The organism is Candidatus Soleaferrea massiliensis AP7, from assembly GCF_000820765.1.
Classification (GTDB): domain Bacteria; phylum Bacillota; class Clostridia; order Oscillospirales; family Ruminococcaceae; genus Soleaferrea; species Soleaferrea massiliensis.
Window position 1 is genome coordinate 1 of sequence record NZ_CCYH01000013.1, and the last position, 19,954, is coordinate 19,954.

16 protein-coding genes are annotated in these 19,954 nt (G+C 55.9%); 11 read left to right on the forward strand and 5 right to left on the reverse strand.

What is annotated here, in order from left to right; all coding sequences use genetic code 11:
- Nucleotides 1–477 precede the first annotated feature (477 nt).
- Complete coding sequence (locus tag BN348_RS12895) at nucleotides 478–7,524, reverse strand: glycoside hydrolase family 2 TIM barrel-domain containing protein (protein ID WP_052446651.1); 7,047 nt, start codon at nucleotides 7,522–7,524, stop codon at nucleotides 478–480.
- A 431-nt stretch (nucleotides 7,525–7,955) separates the two neighbouring features.
- Between BN348_RS12895 and BN348_RS02630 the strand changes: the two genes are divergently transcribed.
- Nucleotides 7,956–8,144: a hypothetical protein gene (locus BN348_RS02630; RefSeq protein WP_156136393.1), complete on the forward strand. Its 189-nt coding sequence runs from the start codon at nucleotides 7,956–7,958 to the stop codon at nucleotides 8,142–8,144.
- 107 nt (nucleotides 8,145–8,251) lie between these two features.
- Here the strand turns inward: BN348_RS02630 and BN348_RS02635 are convergent, their stop codons facing one another.
- From BN348_RS02635 to radA, 4 genes are all read right to left on the reverse strand, one after another.
- Complete coding sequence (locus BN348_RS02635; protein ID WP_052446652.1) at nucleotides 8,252–8,554, reverse strand: DUF6809 family protein; 303 nt, start codon at nucleotides 8,552–8,554, stop codon at nucleotides 8,252–8,254.
- A gap of 144 nt (nucleotides 8,555–8,698) precedes the next feature.
- Nucleotides 8,699–8,878 carry a ribbon-helix-helix domain-containing protein gene (locus BN348_RS02640; protein WP_040196005.1) on the reverse strand — a complete coding sequence of 60 codons (180 nt, stop codon included), beginning with the start codon at nucleotides 8,876–8,878 and terminating at the stop codon, nucleotides 8,699–8,701.
- 141 nt (nucleotides 8,879–9,019) lie between these two features.
- The gene (locus BN348_RS02645; protein ID WP_040196023.1) at nucleotides 9,020–9,199 is read right to left on the reverse strand and encodes a CopG family transcriptional regulator; all 180 of its coding nucleotides are present in this window, start codon (nucleotides 9,197–9,199) and stop codon (nucleotides 9,020–9,022) included.
- A gap of 351 nt (nucleotides 9,200–9,550) precedes the next feature.
- The gene (gene radA, locus BN348_RS02650) at nucleotides 9,551–10,921 is read right to left on the reverse strand and encodes a DNA repair protein RadA (RefSeq protein ID WP_040196006.1); all 1,371 of its coding nucleotides are present in this window, start codon (nucleotides 10,919–10,921) and stop codon (nucleotides 9,551–9,553) included.
- A gap of 365 nt (nucleotides 10,922–11,286) precedes the next feature.
- Here radA and efp point away from each other — a divergent pair, with 365 nt between their 5' ends.
- The 10 genes from efp to BN348_RS02705 all read left to right on the forward strand — a co-directional run bounded on the left by efp (nucleotide 11,287) and on the right by BN348_RS02705 (nucleotide 19,893).
- Complete coding sequence (gene efp, locus BN348_RS02655) at nucleotides 11,287–11,844, forward strand: elongation factor P (protein ID WP_040196007.1); 558 nt, start codon at nucleotides 11,287–11,289, stop codon at nucleotides 11,842–11,844.
- A gap of 71 nt (nucleotides 11,845–11,915) precedes the next feature.
- Nucleotides 11,916–12,365 (forward strand): CD1247 N-terminal domain-containing protein, encoded by a 450-nt coding sequence (locus BN348_RS02660; protein WP_040196009.1) that lies wholly within the window; start codon nucleotides 11,916–11,918, stop codon nucleotides 12,363–12,365.
- A gap of 338 nt (nucleotides 12,366–12,703) precedes the next feature.
- Nucleotides 12,704–13,786 (forward strand): FAD:protein FMN transferase, encoded by a 1,083-nt coding sequence (locus BN348_RS02670; protein WP_082020748.1) that lies wholly within the window; start codon nucleotides 12,704–12,706, stop codon nucleotides 13,784–13,786.
- Nucleotides 13,787–13,789: 3 nt separating this feature from the next.
- Nucleotides 13,790–14,314, forward strand: coding sequence for a Gx transporter family protein (locus BN348_RS02675; protein WP_040196012.1), 525 nt, complete (start codon nucleotides 13,790–13,792; stop codon nucleotides 14,312–14,314).
- Nucleotides 14,315–14,971: 657 nt separating this feature from the next.
- Nucleotides 14,972–16,282 (forward strand): electron transport complex subunit RsxC, encoded by a 1,311-nt coding sequence (gene rsxC / locus BN348_RS02680; protein ID WP_052446654.1) that lies wholly within the window; start codon nucleotides 14,972–14,974, stop codon nucleotides 16,280–16,282.
- 10 nt (nucleotides 16,283–16,292) lie between these two features.
- Nucleotides 16,293–17,237: an RnfABCDGE type electron transport complex subunit D gene (locus tag BN348_RS02685; RefSeq protein WP_040196013.1), complete on the forward strand. Its 945-nt coding sequence runs from the start codon at nucleotides 16,293–16,295 to the stop codon at nucleotides 17,235–17,237.
- Nucleotides 17,234–17,767, forward strand: a complete 534-nt coding sequence (locus BN348_RS02690) for an RnfABCDGE type electron transport complex subunit G (RefSeq protein WP_040196014.1) — start codon at nucleotides 17,234–17,236, stop codon at nucleotides 17,765–17,767. The genes BN348_RS02685 and BN348_RS02690 overlap by 4 nt, the downstream gene beginning before the upstream one ends.
- A 2-nt stretch (nucleotides 17,768–17,769) precedes the next feature.
- Nucleotides 17,770–18,468 (forward strand): electron transport complex subunit RsxE, encoded by a 699-nt coding sequence (gene rsxE / locus BN348_RS02695; protein WP_040196015.1) that lies wholly within the window; start codon nucleotides 17,770–17,772, stop codon nucleotides 18,466–18,468.
- The gene (gene rsxA, locus BN348_RS02700; protein WP_040196018.1) at nucleotides 18,468–19,058 is read left to right on the forward strand and encodes an electron transport complex subunit RsxA; all 591 of its coding nucleotides are present in this window, start codon (nucleotides 18,468–18,470) and stop codon (nucleotides 19,056–19,058) included. The genes rsxE and rsxA overlap by 1 nt, the downstream gene beginning before the upstream one ends.
- Nucleotides 19,059–19,089: 31 nt before the next feature.
- On the forward strand, nucleotides 19,090–19,893 hold the full coding sequence (locus tag BN348_RS02705) for an RnfABCDGE type electron transport complex subunit B (protein ID WP_040196020.1): 804 nt from the start codon (nucleotides 19,090–19,092) through the stop codon (nucleotides 19,891–19,893).
- Nucleotides 19,894–19,954 lie beyond the last annotated feature (61 nt).

Consider the following 19,954-nt stretch of genomic DNA (forward strand, 5'->3'; position numbering starts at 1 on the left):
GGCCGAAGCGGAAAAAGGGATATCAGAGGGGATTTTCAAGGGGGCCATCTGGCCAGGAGCGGCACAGTGTATGGCCCCCTTGAACGGCCTTTCTTGGTTACTTCTTTGGCCGCGCAAAGAAGTAACGACCACACAGCCAAGTGGTACTTGGTAAACAAAGAAAAACCGCTGCGATACAGTGGAACAATGACCACCCTGCCAAGTGGTACTTGGCAGACAGCGAAAGGCCGCTGAGCTGCAGCGGAACAACGACCACACAGCCAAGTGTCACTTGGCAGACAAAGCAAGACCGCTGTGCCACAGCGGAACAACATCATACCTAATGTATAACAAAGAACAAATTGCAGCATTGAACTATAAATTTGCGGATCATACTCCGATAACCTGCGGGCTCGGAGTTTTTTTATATAATTATATAAAAAGAGAAGGGCCTTGCAGTGAAACCTGCAAGGCCCTTTGACATGAGATGGTATGTTGTCAGTTCTTAACAACAATGATGTAACTGCACATCGGGTCGGTGTTGCCGGTACTCGGGGAACTGTTGACAATGCTCAGCTGAAGCTTGTTTGCAAAATCTCCGGAATCCGTGACCGTGACCTGCGGAAGCTCGGTGAGCTGTACATTGCCGGTGATGTTCACCCGGGTGTAGGTTCCTTCTACCGGGGATGCACTGTAGGCCTGGTTCAGGAATACATTGGTCGGCCTGCGTCCCGACGGCGACCACTGCGACCACGGGTCATAGGTGGCCATGTAAACCGTGTAGGTGCCCGGCTCAACGTCAAAGGTGTAGCCGAAGCCCTTATTGTTGGTCGCATAGCGGATGGTGTAACCCATGCCCGCGCCTGCGGAACCGGAGGTTCCCGGCACTGCGTAGCCGGAGGTGCCCGGAATCGCGCCGAAGCCCCAGCTGGAGCCGGTTTCGGCATCCGCGCCGAACGCCTGGTCGGCCGCCGAGTTGAGCAGGGCCGATCCGTTTGCCTTCGCCGTCTCAAGAAGGAAGCTGTAGTCCGCATCCGAAGAAGCGGCGGACGGGTTGCCGCAGTTGACCGCATAGACGATATTGCTCAGCGCGTCTTCGGTCGGGGCAACCATGACCTTCACGGAGATCGGCATGTTGTAGAAGTCCTTGATCACGCCGCTGACCGTGACGATGCTGAACGGGGTGCCGAACTGCGACGCGTTCATGTTCCAGGTGACGTCATACGCTTTAGTTGTGCCGTCGCCCAGCTTGACATCCACGGTGCTCGGCAGGTTCGGAAGCTGTCCGACCGCCGTGGTGGCCGGGTCGATGGTGCTGACCTCGCTGCCGAAGATGTTCAGATCCCATTCATCATACCAGGAGATTGAAATCTTGTTGTCCTCTTTGAGCTGGATCGGGAGCCAGATGTGTCTGGAGTCCTTGAGGTTCAGTTCATTCCAGCGGTCGCCGATGTAAATGAACTTGCCGTTTGCCGCGTCGTATGGGAGGACATAGGTGGACTGGGTGTAGAAGGTATTGCCTTCAGTGTCACCGATGCATGGATCTCCCATATCGGTCCACGGGCCGAACATGCTGTCCGCGACATGGTACTTCGCCTTGTTCGGCGCCCATCCGGACAGCGCGGAGGTGACCATATAGTACTTGCCCTGATATTTGAAGATGGCCGGCGCCTCGCGGGAACCGTTGTAGACGATTCTCGAGAAGTCCGCCGCGTTAATATCGGTGGTCGAGCTGGACGCCGGGATGCCCGGTGCGCCGGAGTTCGCGTACTCGACATTGGCGGTTTCGTAGTCCATGCCGATGAAATCCGGATCGGCGGAGATGCCGGTGTAGTTCTCGTTGAGCCTGGACGCGTACATCGTGCGGTTTTCTTCCGAGGAATAGACGATATAGGCGGTGCCGTCGTCATCCTTGAAGAGGGTCATATCGCGCGCCATACCGGTGTTGCCCATCGCGACGGTTCCCTCTGTGGTGTTGAGGTTGCCCGCCCACAGGAATTTGAACGGTCCGGTCGGGGAATCGCTGACCGCGACGCCGGCCCATGCCCTTGCATAGTTGCCGGAACCGTAATCCGGGTTCGGTCCGTCGATGTGCATCCACATGACATATTGGCCGGTCTTGTCATTGTACAGGACCTTCGGACGCTCGATGACGCGGGTCACGTTGATCGCGTCGAAGACCGTGTCGATCTCTTCATCGGAAAGGTCGGCATACAGCGGGTTCTGCGCAATGTCGTCGCGGGTGATGGCCGCCGGCATCACGACGCCTTCATTCTTCCAGTTATAGAGGTCTGTCGAGGAGTAGCAGGAGACGCCGCCCGCCGAAACGTTCGGGGCATCGATGGAGTCGTAATCCTTGTACTCGCCGTACATGTAGTATTTATGGGTGTTTTCATCGTACAGCATGCCGACGCCGTGCGCCTGGATGAATTCGCCGTCGGTATCGGTCCAGTAGGAGCCCGGTACAAACGAGCCCTCTTCGCCGGTGTTGTTGAGGATCTCCAGCTTGAGCTGCAGCAGATCGAAGATGTTGATGCGGCCGTCGCCGTTCATGTCCGCCGCGATCATCGTGACGGTGTCGAATTCCGAAGCGCCGAGAATCTGCATCTTGGTGAAGACCAGGTCGAAGATGCCCAGTACGCCGTCGCCGTTCACGTCACCGCTGACCGCGATGGCCATCTGGTCGAGGATTTCACCGTCGGTTCCAACGAGCTGCGCTGCAAAGCCGGTGCCGATGTTCTGGTTGTTGTCGATGGCGTTTCCATCCTTGTCCATGATGCGGACAATGCCGTTCGGGTTTGAGAAGCCCTTGCTGAACGCAGCCAGCTTGGTGCTTGCCTTGACGCCGCTGATGACGCCGATGGCACGGTCAACCGTATAGACGTCGCTCTGGAGCTGGTTGCCGAGTTCACCCTTCGGGAAGGCTGTGAACTTCGCATCCGCCCAGTCGCCGTGGTCGTTCGAGTTGCCGTTGCCGCCGTCGTCGACAACCAGCTTGAGCTCCTTCGCGCCGCGCACGTCGACATCGACGAATACCGCCGGCTTGTTGGAGTTCATGCTTGCGGTCTCAAAGACCTTGACGCCGTCCACATAGACGTAGAAGCGGACCGATCCGAGCGGATTGGTGGCCGATCCCTGCTCGGCATCCAGGCCGACCCAGGAGGTGAAGCGGTCGTAGCCGCGGCCCTCGATGTTGTAGACGATTTCGGAATTCGCGTGGGTTCCAATGCCCTTGTCATAGGTCTGTTTCTGACCGGCAAGGTTTCGAAGGACAAGCTTGTGTCCGTTGAGGTTCTGATCCTTGCCGATGCTGCCCCAGCCGATGGTGGCCGAAGCCCAGCCAAGATCGCTCAGGTAGATCTGGTCATGCGGTCCCTCAAAGTTCACGGTGTAGGTCTTCTGCGCGCCGACACCGTTCGTGACCAGGATGGTCGCGGTGCCCGGAACCTCAGAAGCCTGTGTGATCTCCACCTGGATGTCGTCGCTGACGGTGTCCACGCTGACCTGCGGGACATCTTCGAATCCATTTTTGATGACCTGATAAGTGTAATCCAGGGTGTCCTTATCGAAGCCGCCGATCGAGACGCCTTCGACCTTGATATCGGAGATGCCGGCGGTCGTAAAGACCTTTTTGCTTTCGCTCATCGCCTTATCGGCGTCGAAGCCGGAGATGCCCTTCAGACGGTAGGAGTATTTGTAGGTCTGGTTCGGCCGGATCAGGTATTCTTCCATCGGCCATCCGCCTGCCGCGAATGCGCCGCCGACGCCGATCTGCTTGTAGTTGACGCTCAGCACGACGTCCTCGGTCTTCTGCATCTCGTGCGGATGACGGAGCCCGGTCTGCTGTTCCGGCGTGTAGTGCAGTGCGCCTATCTCAAGGTTTTCGCCGCTGGCAAGCAGTCCGGCGCCTTCGTCGTTGGTCAGCGCGACCCATCTGACATCGGTCTTGTTGCCGTTTTCGGTCGGACGGGTGTACGGGACGTACTGTCCCTCGACGGTACCGGAATAGATGCCGATATCGTTGCCGGTGCGGCGGTCAATATAGTTTTCTTCGGGGCCGCGTCCATACCAGGTGATGTTCTCGAATTCGGACGGGAGCTGCATCAGGTTTCCGATCACCGGGATGACGTCGTCGGACGAGTTGAGCCCGCTTCCCGGTATGAGGGTATTGTCCACCGTGATTTCGCCGGAACCGTAGACGGTATAGGCCATCGTGAACCGGGAGGCGGAGCCGGTGGTCGGCAGTGTGCCGCTGAAGATGATCTTCTTGACGCCGTCGCCGATCTCTTCAACCGCGACGTCGGTGATGGTGCGGTTCGCGCCGGCATAGCGCCATTTGTTCATGCCGTTCTTCATGCCGGAGGGACGGTCGCCTTCCACCGGCGCGCGCCAGTAGTTCGGCGCCGGGCCTTCGGTGAACAGCTCCTTGCCGTCCTGCATAAAGCTGGTGATCGAGCCGGTGGCCGGATCAAAGCTGACCGAGAAGTCCTTGCCCGTGACGGAGATGCTGTCGTCGGTCTGGCTGATGCTGACCTGAGGCATCTGGGACAGGCTTTGCGCCTTGACAGCCGGCACGTCATAGTCGAGCGCAAGCTGTTCGCTGGCGATTTCGAAGCCCGCGTCCGCCCAGATGGTGCCTTCCTTCAATGTGAGGCTCAGCTCGAGGAAGTACTCCGAACCGGCCTTCAGCTCCGGCTTTTCGTATGGAATCTGGATTTCCTTGGTGCTCAGCGGCTCGACGTCGACCGTCATGTCGCCGGTCTGGATGGCCTTGCCGTCCTCGACAATTCTCCAGGTCAGATTGTATTCGTTCAGGTTGGTGAACAGGAATTCATTGGTGAACGAGACGGTGCCGCCGGCGGCATCGGTCAACTCCATCAAGGCATCCTGCTGAACCTTCTTGACCTCGACCAGCTCCGGCTGCGGTGTTCTGTCCGGGAAAACGATGCCGTTCTGGCAGTAGCTGCCGTCGTTCGGATTGTCTCCCCAGTCGCCGCCGTAAGCAAAGTAACTCTGAGCAACCGGCGGGATTTCGGTCGTGACGTCGAAGTCCTCCCAGAGCACGACGCCGTCGTCCTGCGGAGTCCTCGTGCCGCTGCTCAGCTCATCGCCGCTCAGCGCCCGGTTGTAGACACGCACCTGGTCGATGAGTCCGCCGAAATCGCGGGAGGAGCCGTGCTCGGTGTCGCGTCCGACCGCGAAGTTGTAGCTGTTGACCGTATAGCTGCTGGTCGGCGCGGTTTTCTCGCCCACCTTGGCGCCGTCTATGTAAATGTACATCTGTTTGGACGCCGCGTCAAAGGTTGCGGCCACATGATGCCATGATCCGAACCAGTCTGCTGGGGTTGCGGCCTGCACGGAAATCCATTTGGTCGCCGTGCTGGTGCCGGCCTGGTTGTAGATGAAGAATTCGATCGCGTTGCCGCCCGCGACGTCATTTGATTTGGTGTGCTTGAGCGCGAACTGCGTGTCGCCCTTGGCCAGGATGACATTGTGGTCCTTGTCCGTTTCCGGCTTGACCCAGGCTTCCAGCGTGATGGAGCCATTGATGTTGAGAGCCGGCGCGTTCGAATATTCCGCGGCGGATTTGAGCGCGTAGTCGTCCGCTTCGCCGGATACGCCGGCATCGGTCAGCGGGCTTGCCACGGAGGTCTTATAGCCGTTCGGGCCCTGATCGACCAGCTCGTAGGTGGATTTCAGCGGGGTTTCGACCGACTGGTCGACCCAGTCCCAGATGAATCCGCCCTGCGTGTTGACGCCGGACCGGAACGCATCCCAGTATTCTTTGAAATTGCCGAGCGCGTTGCCCATCGCGTGGGCGTATTCACAGACGATATACGGCTTGGTGCCGCTCGACGCCTGGCTGTAGATGGTGCTGACGCTCGGGTACATGTGGGACAGGGTGTCGGTCCAGGAGCTCTGGCCTTCATAGTGGGTCGGGCGTCCCTGGATATCGCTGTCCTTAAGGTACTGGTTCAGCGTCTGGAAGACATTGCCGGAGCCGGCCTCGTTTGCGAGCGACCACATGACGACGCTCGGGTAGTTCTTGTCCCGTTCGAACATGCTCGCAACCCTGTCGACACAGGCGGCGCGCCATTCGTCGCGGCTGGACGGCATGCCGTTGGAGGTGTCGCTGTAGCTCCAGGTGCCGTGGGTTTCGATATTCGCCTCGTCGCAGATGTACAGTCCGTATTCATCCGCCAGCTCGTACAGCCGGATGTCGTGCGGGTAGTGCGACATGCGGATTGAGTTGATGTTGTTCTGCTTCATGAGCTCGACATCCTTGACCAGCAGCTCCTGCCGCACGGCGCGGCCGTCGGTGTAGTCGTTTTCATGGATGTTGACGCCTTTGAAGACGATGCGTTTGCCGTTGATCTGGATGTGCGCCTGGTTGGTTCCCTGGTTGACCAGCTCGATCTCACGGAAACCGATGCGCTGGGAGGTCGTCTCGACAATGCCGTCTTTATTGGACAGCGTTAAGAGCATCGTGTACAGGTTCGGATGCTCCGCCGACCAGAGTGCCGGGCTTTCCACATGGGTGGAGAGCTCCACGGCGGCCTCGCCGTTCGCGGAGACGCTGACCGGGCTTTCCATTCGATTGGACGCAAGCTCCTTGCCGTCCTTGTCATACAGCTTGGCGGTGAGCTTGAGATCCTCCTTCTTGGCGTCGTCCGCGCCGAAGTCGCGCAGGTCCACGTTGACCGACAGGTCCGCGTCCACATAATCCGCGTCCAGGTCGGTGTTGACCGCGAAATCGCGGATTTCCACCTGATCCTTGCTAGTCAGGTAGACGTCGCGGAAGATGCCGGAGAAGCGGATCATATCCTGATCCTCCAGCCAGCTGCCGTCGCTCCAGCGGTAGACCTCGGCCACGATGACGTTTCTGCCGTCGGTCAGGTAATCGGTGATGTTGAACTCCTTGCGGGTGAAGGTGTCCTCGCTGTAGCCGACCTGGCGGCCGTTGACCCACAGATAGAACGCGCTTTCGACGCCTTCAAAGTTTAAGAAGACCTCGCGGCCCTTCCAGTCGGGGTTCAGGTCGAATTCCTTGCGGTAGGTGCCGACCGGGTTGAACTTGGTCGGCGCTTCGGCGTTTCGCCAGCTCGGGTTTTCCACGCCGGTCCACGGATAGGTGATGTTGGTGTAAATCGGCGCGTTGTACTTCCAATCCTTTTCTTCAGTCAGCACGGTGTCCCAGCTCTTCGGCACCTTGATGTCGTCCCAGCCGGAATCGTTGTAATCGGCGTTGACCACATCCGGGTCGACAGCGCGGATGCGCTCCGCGGGATTGCTGGACCAGCTGAACTTCCAGATTCCGTTCAGAAGCTGGTAGTAGGGTGACTGTTCCTTCTCTCTGGTCAGAGCCGTCTGTTCCGAATCATACGGATAGAAGGTAGTCCTGCCCGGTTCCCGATTGATCTCGAACACGGCGCTCTGCCCGTTCCATTCGCTGCCTGTCCATTCGGCGTCTGCAAAGGCTGTGATGCTCAGGCTTGTCGACAAGATACCGGCTGTCAGCACGAGCGACAACAGTCTTTTTTTCATAGCGGATCCCTCTCTTCTTAAAAAAATAACCCTGTGCTTTTTATGCAGCAGGTGTAATGGAATGCAGATGTTCTAAAAGATCAAAATGTTTTCTAAATCGATCACAAATTCAAGATTAAAACTCTCATTATTACATCTTTCTACATCCGGTTACCGAAATTTACTTCCTATATAACCGAAAAAAACACAGGATTTACAAAAATTATTGTATCACAACTTGTTATAGCTGTAAATATTAATTGAAATAATTGATTTAAGAACGATGAAATTTGGCAGTGTTGTCCAAAAATAAGAAGATTGATTTGTATGCATTTACCATATATGGAACCGTTTCATCCGTTGTATGTTTTTTATTTTATGCATGTGCATATTCCATATGGAATCACAAAAGATAGAAGCAAATGATTTTTAAAGAAGGGGATGACCTGAACGTGAATCTCATTTTGTGCGACAAAAACTGTACGCATCAGAAGGACGGCTACTGTTCGCTTGACACCATGACGCCGCTCACCGCTTCAAAGGCGGACGGCTGCTACTATTACTCCAGCATAGCGGATGCGGAAAAGCCCCAAGCCTGCCGCCAAGAAGAAGGTGTGCATGCCGGAATCCAGAATGCTTGAATTCCGTAAGGTATCCCGGTAAGGATGTCCGAATGAGCGGACGGCGTAACATCCCGGGGAGCCGCGTGTCGAAACGACAGAGACACGCGACTCCCCGGGTTTTGCGTTTATTCCGTTTCTTTTCCGGAAATGAAATCAGCGTCACCGGCGGCGAACACCTCAAACAGCATCAGTGCCGCTATTCGGAATCCCCGGATGAATGTTTCCACCTGATAGAGATGCCCCTCGTCATCCTGTGCGTTACAGAATTTCTCAAACAGTTCCTTTTCCCCGTCGTCCAGCTTCGCTTCAAGTGCTTCAGCGGTTTCGCACATGGTCCTGACAGCTTCCCTGTACGCGGGACTCCCCCTGTATATGGGCGGATGGATACACAGATTATCGTCCGCCAACGCTTCTAAGATGTTACTCATATTTTTTCCGTCCTTTCGGTATTGATTCGCGCAACACCTTGCAAGAACGCGCCGCACAGTGTATAATATTTATGCGGCCTGCCCTTGCGGCGGTCGCGAAGGGGAAGCGGTATTTCTTCTTGTCGGGAGGATACCGCTTCTTACTTATTTTTCGAGGTCGTCGTACATCTTATCAATGCCTTTGCGGACCACATCTGATGTAGTAGTCTTTAACTTTTCTTTGCATATCTCCAGCTTGCGCTTTGTCTCGTCGCCGACTAATACAAAAATTCTGTCCTTCAAAGGATTGTCAGATGGCGGACGTCCCATCTTCTTATGCGCCATACAGTCACCTCGCTTTCAATGCGCATATTAACCATATGCCTATGCGCATGAAAAGTCAATACCATTTTCTACATTTTAGTGTATCAATAATAGTTGCGTTTGAAGGCAGCATCATTTCTTAGAGAGAAGGGTGCCGTCTCTCTATTTCTTCAGGCTGTCATGCACCATGTCAATGCCTTTGCGGACAACATCGGAACGAGTGGCATGAAGCTCTTGCGTACATGCGTCAAGCTTTTCCTTTGTTTCCTTACTCACTCGAATGAAAATCCTGTCCGTCATGGCATCGTCAGATGGAGGACGTCCCAGCTTTTTTTGCGCCATGAATTCACCTCCTTTTGTTGTGCGCACGTTAATTGCATTCCTGTTCGCACGAAAAGTCAATACTATTTTATATATTTGAGGTTTTAAAGACAGTAGTGTATAAGGGCAGCACAATTTCTTAGTGAAGAGGATGCCTTCCCTGTGTTTCTTCAGGCTGTCACGTACCATATTTTAATCCCTTTGCAGACAGTTTCGGAGGGTTCAGTGTGAAGCTCCAGTGAACACGTGTCAAGTTTTTCTCTCTGAGATAAACAGGGCTTTCCGTTCTTTGTCTGATGTTCAGCGGTTGGAACATCCTTTCACATCATAATAGAATGGCGGGCAGATGCATGCATCTGCCCGCCGAACGGTTTATTTTAAAAGCTGAATCACCTGTGCAATCGAGGAAACCGGCAGCAGGTTGATCTCAAACCGCTCCGGATTTTCAATGCTGCGCAGCGCGTAACGCGGCAGCACGCAGGATTTGAAGCCAAGCTTTTTGGCCTCCAGAATGCGCTTCTCGGCGTTCTGCACGGTGCGGATTTCGCCGGAAAGGCCGACCTCGCCGAATGCGATCAGGTCGTCGTCGACCGCCTTGTCGGTCAGACTGGAGATCAGACTCAGGCAGACCGCCAGATCGGCGGCGGGTTCATCCAGCCGCAGGCCGCCGACCACGTTGATGTAGGCGTCCAGACTCGAAAAATGATATCCGCCGCGCTTCTCGAGCACCGCGAGCAGCAGCGACATGCGGTTGTAGTCGAAGCCGGTGGCCGTGCGCCGCGGCGTGCCGAAGCCGGTCTTGGTCACCAGCGCCTGCACCTCCGCGAAGATCGGGCGCGAGCCCTCCATGATGCAGGAAACGCAGGTGCCGGATACGCCGGTAGGCCGCCCGTCCAACAGCATCATCGACGGGTTGTCCACCTCGTAAAGCCCCTTGCCGGACATCTCGAACACGCCGATTTCGCCGGTGGAGCCGTAACGGTTCTTGACCGTGCGCAGGATGCGGTAGGAAAACTGCCGGTCGCCCTCGAAGTACAGCACCGCGTCCACAATGTGCTCGAGCACCTTCGGGCCGGCGATCGCCCCGTCCTTGTTGACGTGGCCGACGATGAAGATCGGCACCTCCTCGGCTTTGGCGGTGCGCATCAGAAGATTGGTGCATTCGCGCACCTGCGTCACGCTGCCCGGGGAGGAGGAGACGCCGCGCAGGCTCATGGTCTGGATCGAGTCCACCATGACGACATCCGGCTTTTCGGCCGCGATGGTGTTGACGACCGTCTCGATGTCGGTCTGGGTTGCCAGCGACAGGCTGCCGCTTTTGACGCCGAGCCGGTTGGCGCGCAGCTTGATCTGGCGCAGGCTCTCCTCGCCGGAGATGTACAGGATGCGGTAATTCTCCCCGAGCTTTTCACAGATCTGCAGCAGCATCGTCGACTTGCCGATGCCCGGCTCTCCGCCGAGCAGCACGAGCGAACCGCGCACGATGCCGCCGCCCAGCACCCGGTCCAGCTCCGAAAGGCCGGTCAGGTACCGCTGCTCGGATTTGGTGTCGATCGCGTCGAGGCTAAAGGACTGCGCGGCCTCATTTGTCGGAATGGATTTTGTGTTTCCCGCCTTCGCGGCGCTGCGCACCTCCTCGACGAAGGTGTTCCATTCGCCGCATTCGGGGCATTTGCCGTTCCATTTCGGGCTTTCATAACCGCATTCGCTGCATATGTAGATGGTTTTGAGCTTTTCAGCCATATTGCTTCCCCTTTTATTTCATGATTTTGTATTGCCGTCTGCTTAAAAGGCCTGTAAAATCGCCATAATAGTGGCAGAAGGGAACAAAATTTCCCCATAAGAATCGATGGACCCGGCCTTTTCCCTATCCATTATAGCATTTCCCATGATATTTTCAACAAATTCATAGAATAGGGGCAAAATTTAAAAATAATACTTGCAAAAATGTTCCTTTTCATATAAACTTATAAAGTAATCGTTTGAGCAGCACTGTATACAGGCGGAACGCGTTTGACCGCTGGCTGTTCAAGTCAACCCGCCCGGCTGTCAGCCTGATGCTGCGGGAAAGGAAATCTGTTATACTGAATTTTTGGAGGTCAAATTTTATGATATCAGCAGGCGATTTTAGAAACGGCGTCACCTTTGACATGGATGGAAATGTCATGCAGATCATCGAGTTCCAGCATGTAAAACCGGGTAAGGGCGCAGCGTTTGTCCGCACCAAAATCCGCAATGTCATCTCGGGCGCGGTGATTGAAAAAACCTTCAGCCCGACCGATAAATTCCCGACCGCGTACGTCGAGAGAAAAGACAAACAGTATCTGTACAAGGACGGCAACCTGTACTACTTTATGGACAACGAGACCTATGAAAGCGAGCCGATCAGCGAGGATAAGCTGGGCGACAGCTTCCGCTTCATCAAAGAAAACATGGAGTGCAAGATCCTGTCCTACAAGGGCGTCGTCTTCGGCGTGGAGCCGCCGTTCTTCGTGGAGCTTGAGGTTGTGGAGACCGAACCGGGCGTCAAGGGCGACACCGCCACCAACGTGACCAAGCCGGCGAAGCTGGAAACCGGCGCGGAGATCAAAGTGCCGCTGTTCATCAACGAAGGCGACATGATCCGCGTGGACACCCGCACCGGCGAATACATGGAGCGCGCATAACGGGATTTCCGCCGGCATGAGCGGCCAGAAAGACCAATTACTATATATGAGGTTATAGGAGGTAAAGAACCATGACCGTTACCGAAAAAGTAGCATACCTGAAGGGTTTGATCGATGGTCTGGAGCTGGACAGCTCCGCAAAGGAAAATAAGGCGATCAAGGCGATTGTCGATGTCCTGGAAGACATCGCGTTCACCGTGGAGGATCTGGACGACGGTTTGACCGAGCTTGCTGAGCAGGTCGACGCCATCGACGAGGACCTCGATGCACTGGAAGAGGATTACTACGAGTTTGACGAAGAGGACGGCTGCCACTGCTGCGACGACGATGACGACTTCGATTTTGACGACGACGAGCTTTACGAAGTCACCTGCCCGAGCTGCGGAGACACCATCTGCATCGACGAAGCCATGCTGGAAGACGGCAAGATGGACTGCCCGAACTGCGGCGAGCTGCTGGAATTCGAAATCGAATGCGGCTGCGAAGACTGCCAGGCGGACGATGAAGAGGAAAGCAAATAAGGCTTTTCGTTTGATTTGAATGATGAAGGCTGTCCCGGAGACGGGGCAGCCTTTGTGCCTGTCTGAAGGAATATGGAAAATAAAAACAGACCCGCAGGCCGGCCGGCATGCCGGAAAAGCATCTGAAAGGCCGGCCTGGCAGGGAAGTGGACAGGCCGCCGGAAGTACCGGCTTTCGGCGAAAGGGGAAAAGCCGATGCTCCCGGCGGGAGTGCCGCTGCAGGTATCTGGTTTCCGCAAAGCGGTGCGGGATTTGTGCAGTGCGAAAAGACTGTCCCGGAGACGGGGCGGTCCTAGCGATGTGCCGTCATATTTTTACATAAGGGGGAACAGAGGAGCATGGAGGAGACGAAGGCGGGCCAGCAGCCAAACAGAGCAAAAATAGCGGCCGGCCTATTATTAACAGGCATTATTTTATTATTGGTTCTTGCTATTTTCCAGCAGAACCTTTATAATAAGAAAAGCCGTTATTCGGCAAAAGACGACTTTATCATGGACACCTTTGTGACCCAGCGGGTTTACGGGGAAAACGGTATGCAGAATGCCGTTCATGTCGCCGACGCGTTGGGAAATCTGGAGCGGCAGCTCTCGATGTATATCGATTCCTCTGAAATTGCCCGGCTCAACCAGGCGGCAGGGGAGGATTTCGTCGCGTTCAGTAAAGACGGCTATGCGCTGATGAAACGCGCTTATGAGGACTGCAGGCAAAGCGGCGGCCTGTTTGATATCACGATTGCGCCGCTGACAAAGCTGTGGGATATCACAGGCGAAAATCCGCACGTTCCCCCCAAGGAGCAGATTGAAGAGAAGAAGAAGCTTATCAACTTCGACGACATCCTGTTCGACGATGAAACCCAAAGCGTCATGCTGCGCTATAACGGACAGGCGGTCGATCTCGGCGGCATTGCGAAGGGATATGCCTGCGATGCTGCAAGAGAGGTCTACGAGCGCAACGGCGTCCGGTCGGCGATGCTGTCCATCGGCGGCAACACGCTGATCATCGGGACAAAGCCGGATGGGACGGATTTTGAGATCGGCATCCAGGACCCGCGCGGCAAAGATCAGGAGTACATCGGCTCGCTGGTCATGCCGGACCTTGTGCTGGCGACCAGCGGGGACTACGAGCGTTATTTCGAGCAGGACGGCAAGCGGTACTGCCACATCCTCGACCCGCGCACCGGATATCCTGCCGAGACCGATCTGATTTCGGTATCGGTGGTCTCCGAAAGCGGAATCCTGACCGACTACATGTCCACCACGCTGTTTATAGGCGGGAAAGACTACACGCTTGCGCGGATGCATGAAGAAAACTACCATGTCATTGCGGTGGACAGTGAGAAAAACGTCTACATCTCGTCGGAACTTGCGGAAAGGTTCACGCCTAATCCGCAGAAATCTGAATATACATTTCATTGGGTATAATTTATGAAACACAACCGTTCCTCGCCGGCTTACCGGGTGGCGTTTATGGGGATGCTGTTCGCGCTGGCGCTGCTGCTCTCCTGGCTTGAAAATATGCTGCCGCCGGCTCCGTTTCTTCCGGTGGGCGTAAAGCTTGGGCTTTCGAACATCATCACGATGTACGCGCTGTTCTTTCTGGGAAAGCCGCAGGCGTTTGCCATCGCGGCGCTCAAATCGATGTTTGTGCTGCTGACGAGTTCTCTGACCACGGCGGCGGTCAGTCTTTCAGGGGGCATGCTTTCGCTTTGTGTGATGCTTCTGCTGACACTGCCAAAGCGCTGGAAGCCGTCCTATCTGATTCTCAGCATCTTCGGCGCGGTGTTCCACAACATCGGGCAGCTTGCGATGGTCACATTGCTGCTGGGCACCTTCTCGGTCGCCTACTACCTGCCGGTTCTGCTTGTTTCCGGCGTCGGGATGGGAATCCTGACCGGCCTTCTGCTGAGAGTGCTTCTGCCGGCGCTGGAGCGCATCAAGCCGGGTAGATAAGCCGTCAAATCAATTATGCGGATGATCGCGCGGTCAGAATATGGGCGGACGCAGCATATTTCAGGGCAGGATGCCGCTGGGTACATAGACGCGTACAACAGGGCTACAGCAGCCCGGCCGTATCTTTCTGGCACCGCGTCGTATTGGCGGATATATTTCTTTGTACAGAAATACAGCATTCGGCCGTGTCATTCCGGCCCAGCTTGATATTGGTGCATTCATCTGTTCATGTAACGTTGCTGAAACCCGGCTGTATAATCCCGGCGAGTTGTGACCGGCGCGTTTATCTGTTCGTGCGAGGCTGTGGAAATGCGGCTGTCAATTCCGGTGGAATATACGGTATAGGCGCGTTTTCTGGTCTAAAAAGGTTACGGAAGCCCGACTGTACAATTTTAGCGCAGTGTGACTTTGGCGCATCTCTCTGTTCATGCCAAGCTGCGGGAACATAGCTGCAGCGTACTGGAAAACCCATCGGATGCAATCACCGATTCATCCCGTTTTATACGGATGAGATAGATTCCCTCTTCTATAAAGATTGTCTCAAAGTACAGAATCCTGCTGAGGGGAGTTCTGGACTCTGTTTTTTGAGACAGTTTTCATCTGTCCGGCGTCAAAAAGCCGGCATACCAATCAGTGAAAGGAATGCGGAAAAAGAGTATGGCTTATTTTAAAAAGAAGCATTTAAGCGGCGTGCATGTGGTGCACCACAAGGAAACGGCGGAACTCGAGAGCGTCGTCATGCCGACGCCTGCGAGGGTCGTTCTGCCGCTGATCCAGCATATGGGCTCCCCCTGCGACGCGCTGGTCAAGAAGGGAGACACGGTCAAGGTCGGCCAGAGGATTGCCGATACCGACAAGTTCCTGTCCGTGCCGATCCATGCGAGCGTCTCGGGCACGGTCAGCGGCGTCGAGGACTTTGTCGCATCCAACGGCACCAAGACCAAGGCGATCGTGATCGATGCGGATGGGGAACAGACCGTCGATGAGAGCATCAAACCGCCGGTGATAGGAAGCCGCGAGGATTTCCTGCACGCGGTGCGCGCTTCGGGGCTTACCGGCCTTGGCGGTGCGGGCTTCCCGACCTTCATCAAGCTGAGCCCGAAGAATCCGGATGAGGTTGACACGCTGGTCATCAACAGCGCGGAGTGCGAACCGTACATCACGAGCGACTACCGCGAATGCATGGAGAATTCCGGCGATGTGCTCGACGGCATCCGGGCAGTGCAGAAATATCTCGGCATCCACAAGGTCATCATCGCGATTGAGAACAACAAGCCGAAGGCCATCGAGCTGTTTAAAAAGCAGACAAATGATGATTCGGAGATCACCGTCCACACGCTTTCTTCGAAATATCCGCAGGGCGCGGAGAAGGTCATCATCTATGAGACGACCGGACGGGTCGTCCCGGAGGGCAAGCTTCCGGCCGATGTCGGCGTGATTGTCATGAACGTCTCGACCATCTCGTTCATCGGAAAATACCTGAAGACCGGCATGCCGCTGATCACCAAGAAGATCACCGTGGCCGGCTCGGCCATCAAGGACCCGAAGAATATCATTGCGGCGATCGGTACGCCGATTAAGGACCTCGTGGAATTCTGCGGCGGCTACAACGGGGAATGCGCCAAGATCCTGATGGGCGGCCCGATGATGGGCATCGCGGTGACCGACGACGACCAGCCGCTGATTAAGAACAACAACGCCATCCTTGCGCTCGACAAGGCACACACCGATCCGCCGAAGACCACGGCCTGTATCCGGTGCGGCAGATGCGTGCGCGCCTGTCCGTTCAGTCTGATGCCTGCCGCGATCGAGCGGGCGTTCGATATGCAGGATGTGGAATCCTTACAAAAATTAAAGGTTATGAACTGCATGGAATGCGGCTGCTGCTCGTTCTCCTGCCCGGCAAAGCGGGATCTGGTGGGCGTCAACCGCCTTTCCAAAAAGATGGTTCGGGCTGCAAAAAGATAGGAGTGAAAATATGTTGAACAAACTGGTTGTAACCTCCTCACCCCATGTGAGAAACAGAGTGTCCACCACTTCTATCATGCTGGACGTCATTGTGGCGCTTCTGCCTGCCGTGGTGGCATCAACCCTGATCTTCGGGCTGCGCGCGCTGCTGATCATCTGTGTCAGCGTGGTTTCCTGTGTCGTGTTCGAATACCTCTTCCGCAAGCTGACCAAGAAGGACAACACCATCGGCGACCTGAGCGCGGTGGTCACGGGCATCCTCTTGGCCTTCAACCTGCCGTCCACCATCTCGATCCCGATTGTCATTGTGGGCGCGTTCATCGCCATCGTCGTCACGAAGCAGCTGTTCGGCGGCATCGGCCAGAACTTCGCGAATCCGGCGATCGTCGCAAGGGTCGCGCTGCTCGTCGCGTTTGCGCAGCCGATGACCAACTGGGTCATCCCGAAGGTGGTAAACGGCGGACTGGACCTCGTCAGCGGCGCAACGCCGCTCGCACAGATCGCCGGCGGCGATACGGCGAATCTTCCGTCCCTGCCGGATATGCTTTTGGGCATCCGCGGCGGAAGCCTGGGCGAAACCTGTATTGTCGCGCTGCTGATCGGCGGCATCTATCTGGTGGCAAGAAAGATCATTCATCCGGTTATCCCGGTTACATATTTCGGCACGGTCGCGGTGCTCTCGCTGTGCTTCGGCGTGGACCCGCTGTACGAGCTGCTCGGCGGCGGCGTGGTGCTCGGCGCGATCTTCATGGCGACCGACTACACGACCTCCCCGGTCACCACCAAGGGCAAGTTCATCTTCGCGCTCGGCTGCGGCTTCATCACGATGGTGATCCGCGTGTACGGCGCCTATCCGGAGGGAACCTCCTTCGCGATTCTGCTGATGAACATCCTGTGCCCGCACATCGACAAGCTGTGTAAAACCAAACCATTTGGAGGTGTGAAGAAGGCATGAATTACTTCAAGGAATTTGCGGTTCCCGCGCTGGTGCTGACCATCATCTGCCTGGTGGTGTCCACCGCGCTGGTCGCCTCCAACAACCTGACCGCCCCGATGATCGAGAAGACCAACCTCGAACAGGCAAACGCGGCGCGCGCGGAGGTCTATCCGGCCGCGAGCGAGTTTGAGAAGATCGAGGCCAACCTCACGGAAGAGGGTGCGGAGGTCTACAAGGCAAGCGACAATTCCGGCGTGGTCATCACCACCCAGACACAGGGCTACGGCGGCGACTATGTTGTGATGGCCGGCATCGACAAGGACGGCAAAATCACCGGCGTCAAGGTCACCTCCAACAGCGAAACGCCGGGACTCGGCACCAAGACGACCGTCCCGGAATATCTCGAAAAATATGTGTCAAAGGCTTCGAAGGATGAAATATCCGGCGTCGACAACGTGGCGGGCGCAACGATCTCTTCGACCGCGCTGAAGACCTGCCTGAACACGGCGATGGATATCTTTGATACGGTGAAAGGAGAGCTTGAGTAACGATGAGTAACAACAACCGACTTAAGACGCTGACCAACGGCCTCTTAAAGGAAAATCCGGTCTTCGTGCTGCTCCTTGGAACCTGCCCGTCGCTGGCGGTCACCACCATGGCGCAGAACGGCATCGGCATGGGCTTTGCAACGCTGTTCGTGCTGCTCGGCTCCAACATTGTCATTTCACTGCTGCGCAAAATTATCCCCGACAAGGTGCGTATCCCGTGTTACATCGTGGTGATTGCGGGATTTGTCACGATCGTCGGCATGTTCTTAAAAGCATTTGCCCCTGAGCTGGATGCGCAGCTGGGCATCTATATTCCGCTGATCGTCGTCAACTGCATCATCCTCGGACGTGCAGAGGCGTTCGCCAGCAAGAATTCCCTGTTTGACTCGATCCTCGACGCGATCGGCATGGGACTCGGCTTCACGATCGCGCTGATCGTGATCGGCTCGATCCGTGAGATCATCGGCAATGGCACCTGGTTCGGCATTACGCTGTTCGAGACCGCGCCGTTCCCGCTGTTCATCCTGCCGCCGGGCGGCTTCTTCGTCTTCGGCATCACAATCGCGGTGGTCACCATGATCACCAAGGGAAAGAAGCCGAACAAATCGATCGGATGCGCGGCCTGCCCGTCCGCTTCGGTCTGCGGCCACGCGGGAGAGGGAGACTGCACGGCGTCCTCCAAGGAAAGGAGTGCTGACTGATGAAAGAACTGCTGATCATCCTGTTGGGGGCCGTTCTGGTCAACAACTTTGTACTTTCCAAATTCCTGGGCATCTGTCCGTTCCTCGGCGTCTCGAAAAAGCTCGATTCCGCAACCGGCATGGGCATCGCGGTCACCTTTGTCATGCTGATGGCGACGGTGTTCACCTATCCGATTTACCGGTTTGTGCTTCTGCCGAATGGGCTGACCTATCTGAACACGCTGGTGTTTATTCTGGTCATCGCGACCTTTGTGCAGCTTGTGGAGGTCATCCTGAAGAAGTTTATACCTGCTCTGCATAAATCACTGGGCATCTATCTGCCGCTGATCACGACCAACTGCGCGGTGCTGGGCGTCACGCTGCTGAACGTGCAGGAGGATTACAACTTTATCCAGTCAATTGTCAATTCACTGGGCGCGGGCATCGGCTTTTTGCTGGCGATGGTGCTCTTCGCGGGTGTTCGCAGCAAGATGGAGAACTGCGATGTGCTGAAATCGTTCCGCGGCCTGCCGATCACACTGATTGCGGCGTCCATTGTATCCCTTTCGTTTATTGGATTTACCGGCGTTATCGAAGGCCTTTTCAGATAAACAGAGATTTTAAAGGAATGGTGGTATTACGATGTCTATGACAGATCTTCTGCCCGTCCTGCTGATATCCGGCACCGGGCTGCTTGCGGGCATCATGCTCGCCGTGTTTGCAAAGGTCTTCGAGGTAAAGGTCGATCCAAAAATCACCGAGATTGCAGCCGTATTGCCGGGCGCGAACTGCGGCGCCTGCGGATTTGCCGGCTGTGACGCCTATGCAAACCAGATTGTATCCGAACATGCGGCCATCACGCTCTGCCGTCCGGGCGGGGATGAGGTGCGCAAATCCATTGCCGGCATCATGGGGATGGACGACAGCGGCGAAGGCGTGGAACGGATGTACGCCTGTGTACGCTGCAACGGCACCTGTGAGGCGACGGAGAAGAGCATGGATTACCAGGGCATTCAGACCTGCGAAGCCTGCAACAGCTTTTTCAGCGGAAACAGTGCCTGCTTCTACGGATGCCTGGGCTTCGGCGACTGTGTGAACACCTGTCCGGAGCATGCGATATCGATCATCGACGGCACCGCGACGATCATCCGTTCCAAGTGTATTGGATGCGGGCTGTGCGCGGACAAATGCCCGAAGAACATCATCGACATGGTGCCGCTGAGCAAGGCGACCTTTGTGGCCTGCGCCAACAATGACAAGGGCGCGCAGACCCGCAAGGTCTGCAAGAACGGCTGTATTGCCTGCCGCAAATGCGAAAAGGCCTGCCAGTTTGACGCAATCCATGTGGTGAACAATGTCGCGCAGATCGATTACAGCAAATGCACAGGCTGCAATGCCTGTGTGGAGGGATGTCCTACCAAGGTCATCCTCACTTACATGAACTGATCTTCACTGATAAAAATCCCGCCGAGGTTGTTCGGCGGGATTTTTTTGTTTGCCAAGCGGC

Coding starts and splice junctions, on each gene's coding strand:
- BN348_RS02690 (WP_040196014.1), top strand. CDS start 17,234: ATGAATTACTTCAAGGAATTTGCGGTTCCCGCGCTGGTGCTGACCATC.
- efp (WP_040196007.1), top strand. CDS start 11,287: ATGATATCAGCAGGCGATTTTAGAAACGGCGTCACCTTTGACATGGAT.
- BN348_RS02705 (WP_040196020.1), top strand. CDS start 19,090: ATGTCTATGACAGATCTTCTGCCCGTCCTGCTGATATCCGGCACCGGG.
- BN348_RS02685 (WP_040196013.1), top strand. CDS start 16,293: ATGTTGAACAAACTGGTTGTAACCTCCTCACCCCATGTGAGAAACAGA.
- rsxA (WP_040196018.1), top strand. CDS start 18,468: ATGAAAGAACTGCTGATCATCCTGTTGGGGGCCGTTCTGGTCAACAAC.
- BN348_RS02635 (WP_052446652.1), bottom strand. CDS start 8,554: ATGAGTAACATCTTAGAAGCGTTGGCGGACGATAATCTGTGTATCCAT.
- rsxC (WP_052446654.1), top strand. CDS start 14,972: ATGGCTTATTTTAAAAAGAAGCATTTAAGCGGCGTGCATGTGGTGCAC.
- BN348_RS12895 (WP_052446651.1), bottom strand. CDS start 7,524: ATGAAAAAAAGACTGTTGTCGCTCGTGCTGACAGCCGGTATCTTGTCG.
- BN348_RS02675 (WP_040196012.1), top strand. CDS start 13,790: ATGAAACACAACCGTTCCTCGCCGGCTTACCGGGTGGCGTTTATGGGG.
- rsxE (WP_040196015.1), top strand. CDS start 17,770: ATGAGTAACAACAACCGACTTAAGACGCTGACCAACGGCCTCTTAAAG.
- BN348_RS02640 (WP_040196005.1), bottom strand. CDS start 8,878: ATGGCGCATAAGAAGATGGGACGTCCGCCATCTGACAATCCTTTGAAG.
- BN348_RS02660 (WP_040196009.1), top strand. CDS start 11,916: ATGACCGTTACCGAAAAAGTAGCATACCTGAAGGGTTTGATCGATGGT.
- radA (WP_040196006.1), bottom strand. CDS start 10,921: ATGGCTGAAAAGCTCAAAACCATCTACATATGCAGCGAATGCGGTTAT.
- BN348_RS02645 (WP_040196023.1), bottom strand. CDS start 9,199: ATGGCGCAAAAAAAGCTGGGACGTCCTCCATCTGACGATGCCATGACG.
- BN348_RS02670 (WP_082020748.1), top strand. CDS start 12,704: ATGGAGGAGACGAAGGCGGGCCAGCAGCCAAACAGAGCAAAAATAGCG.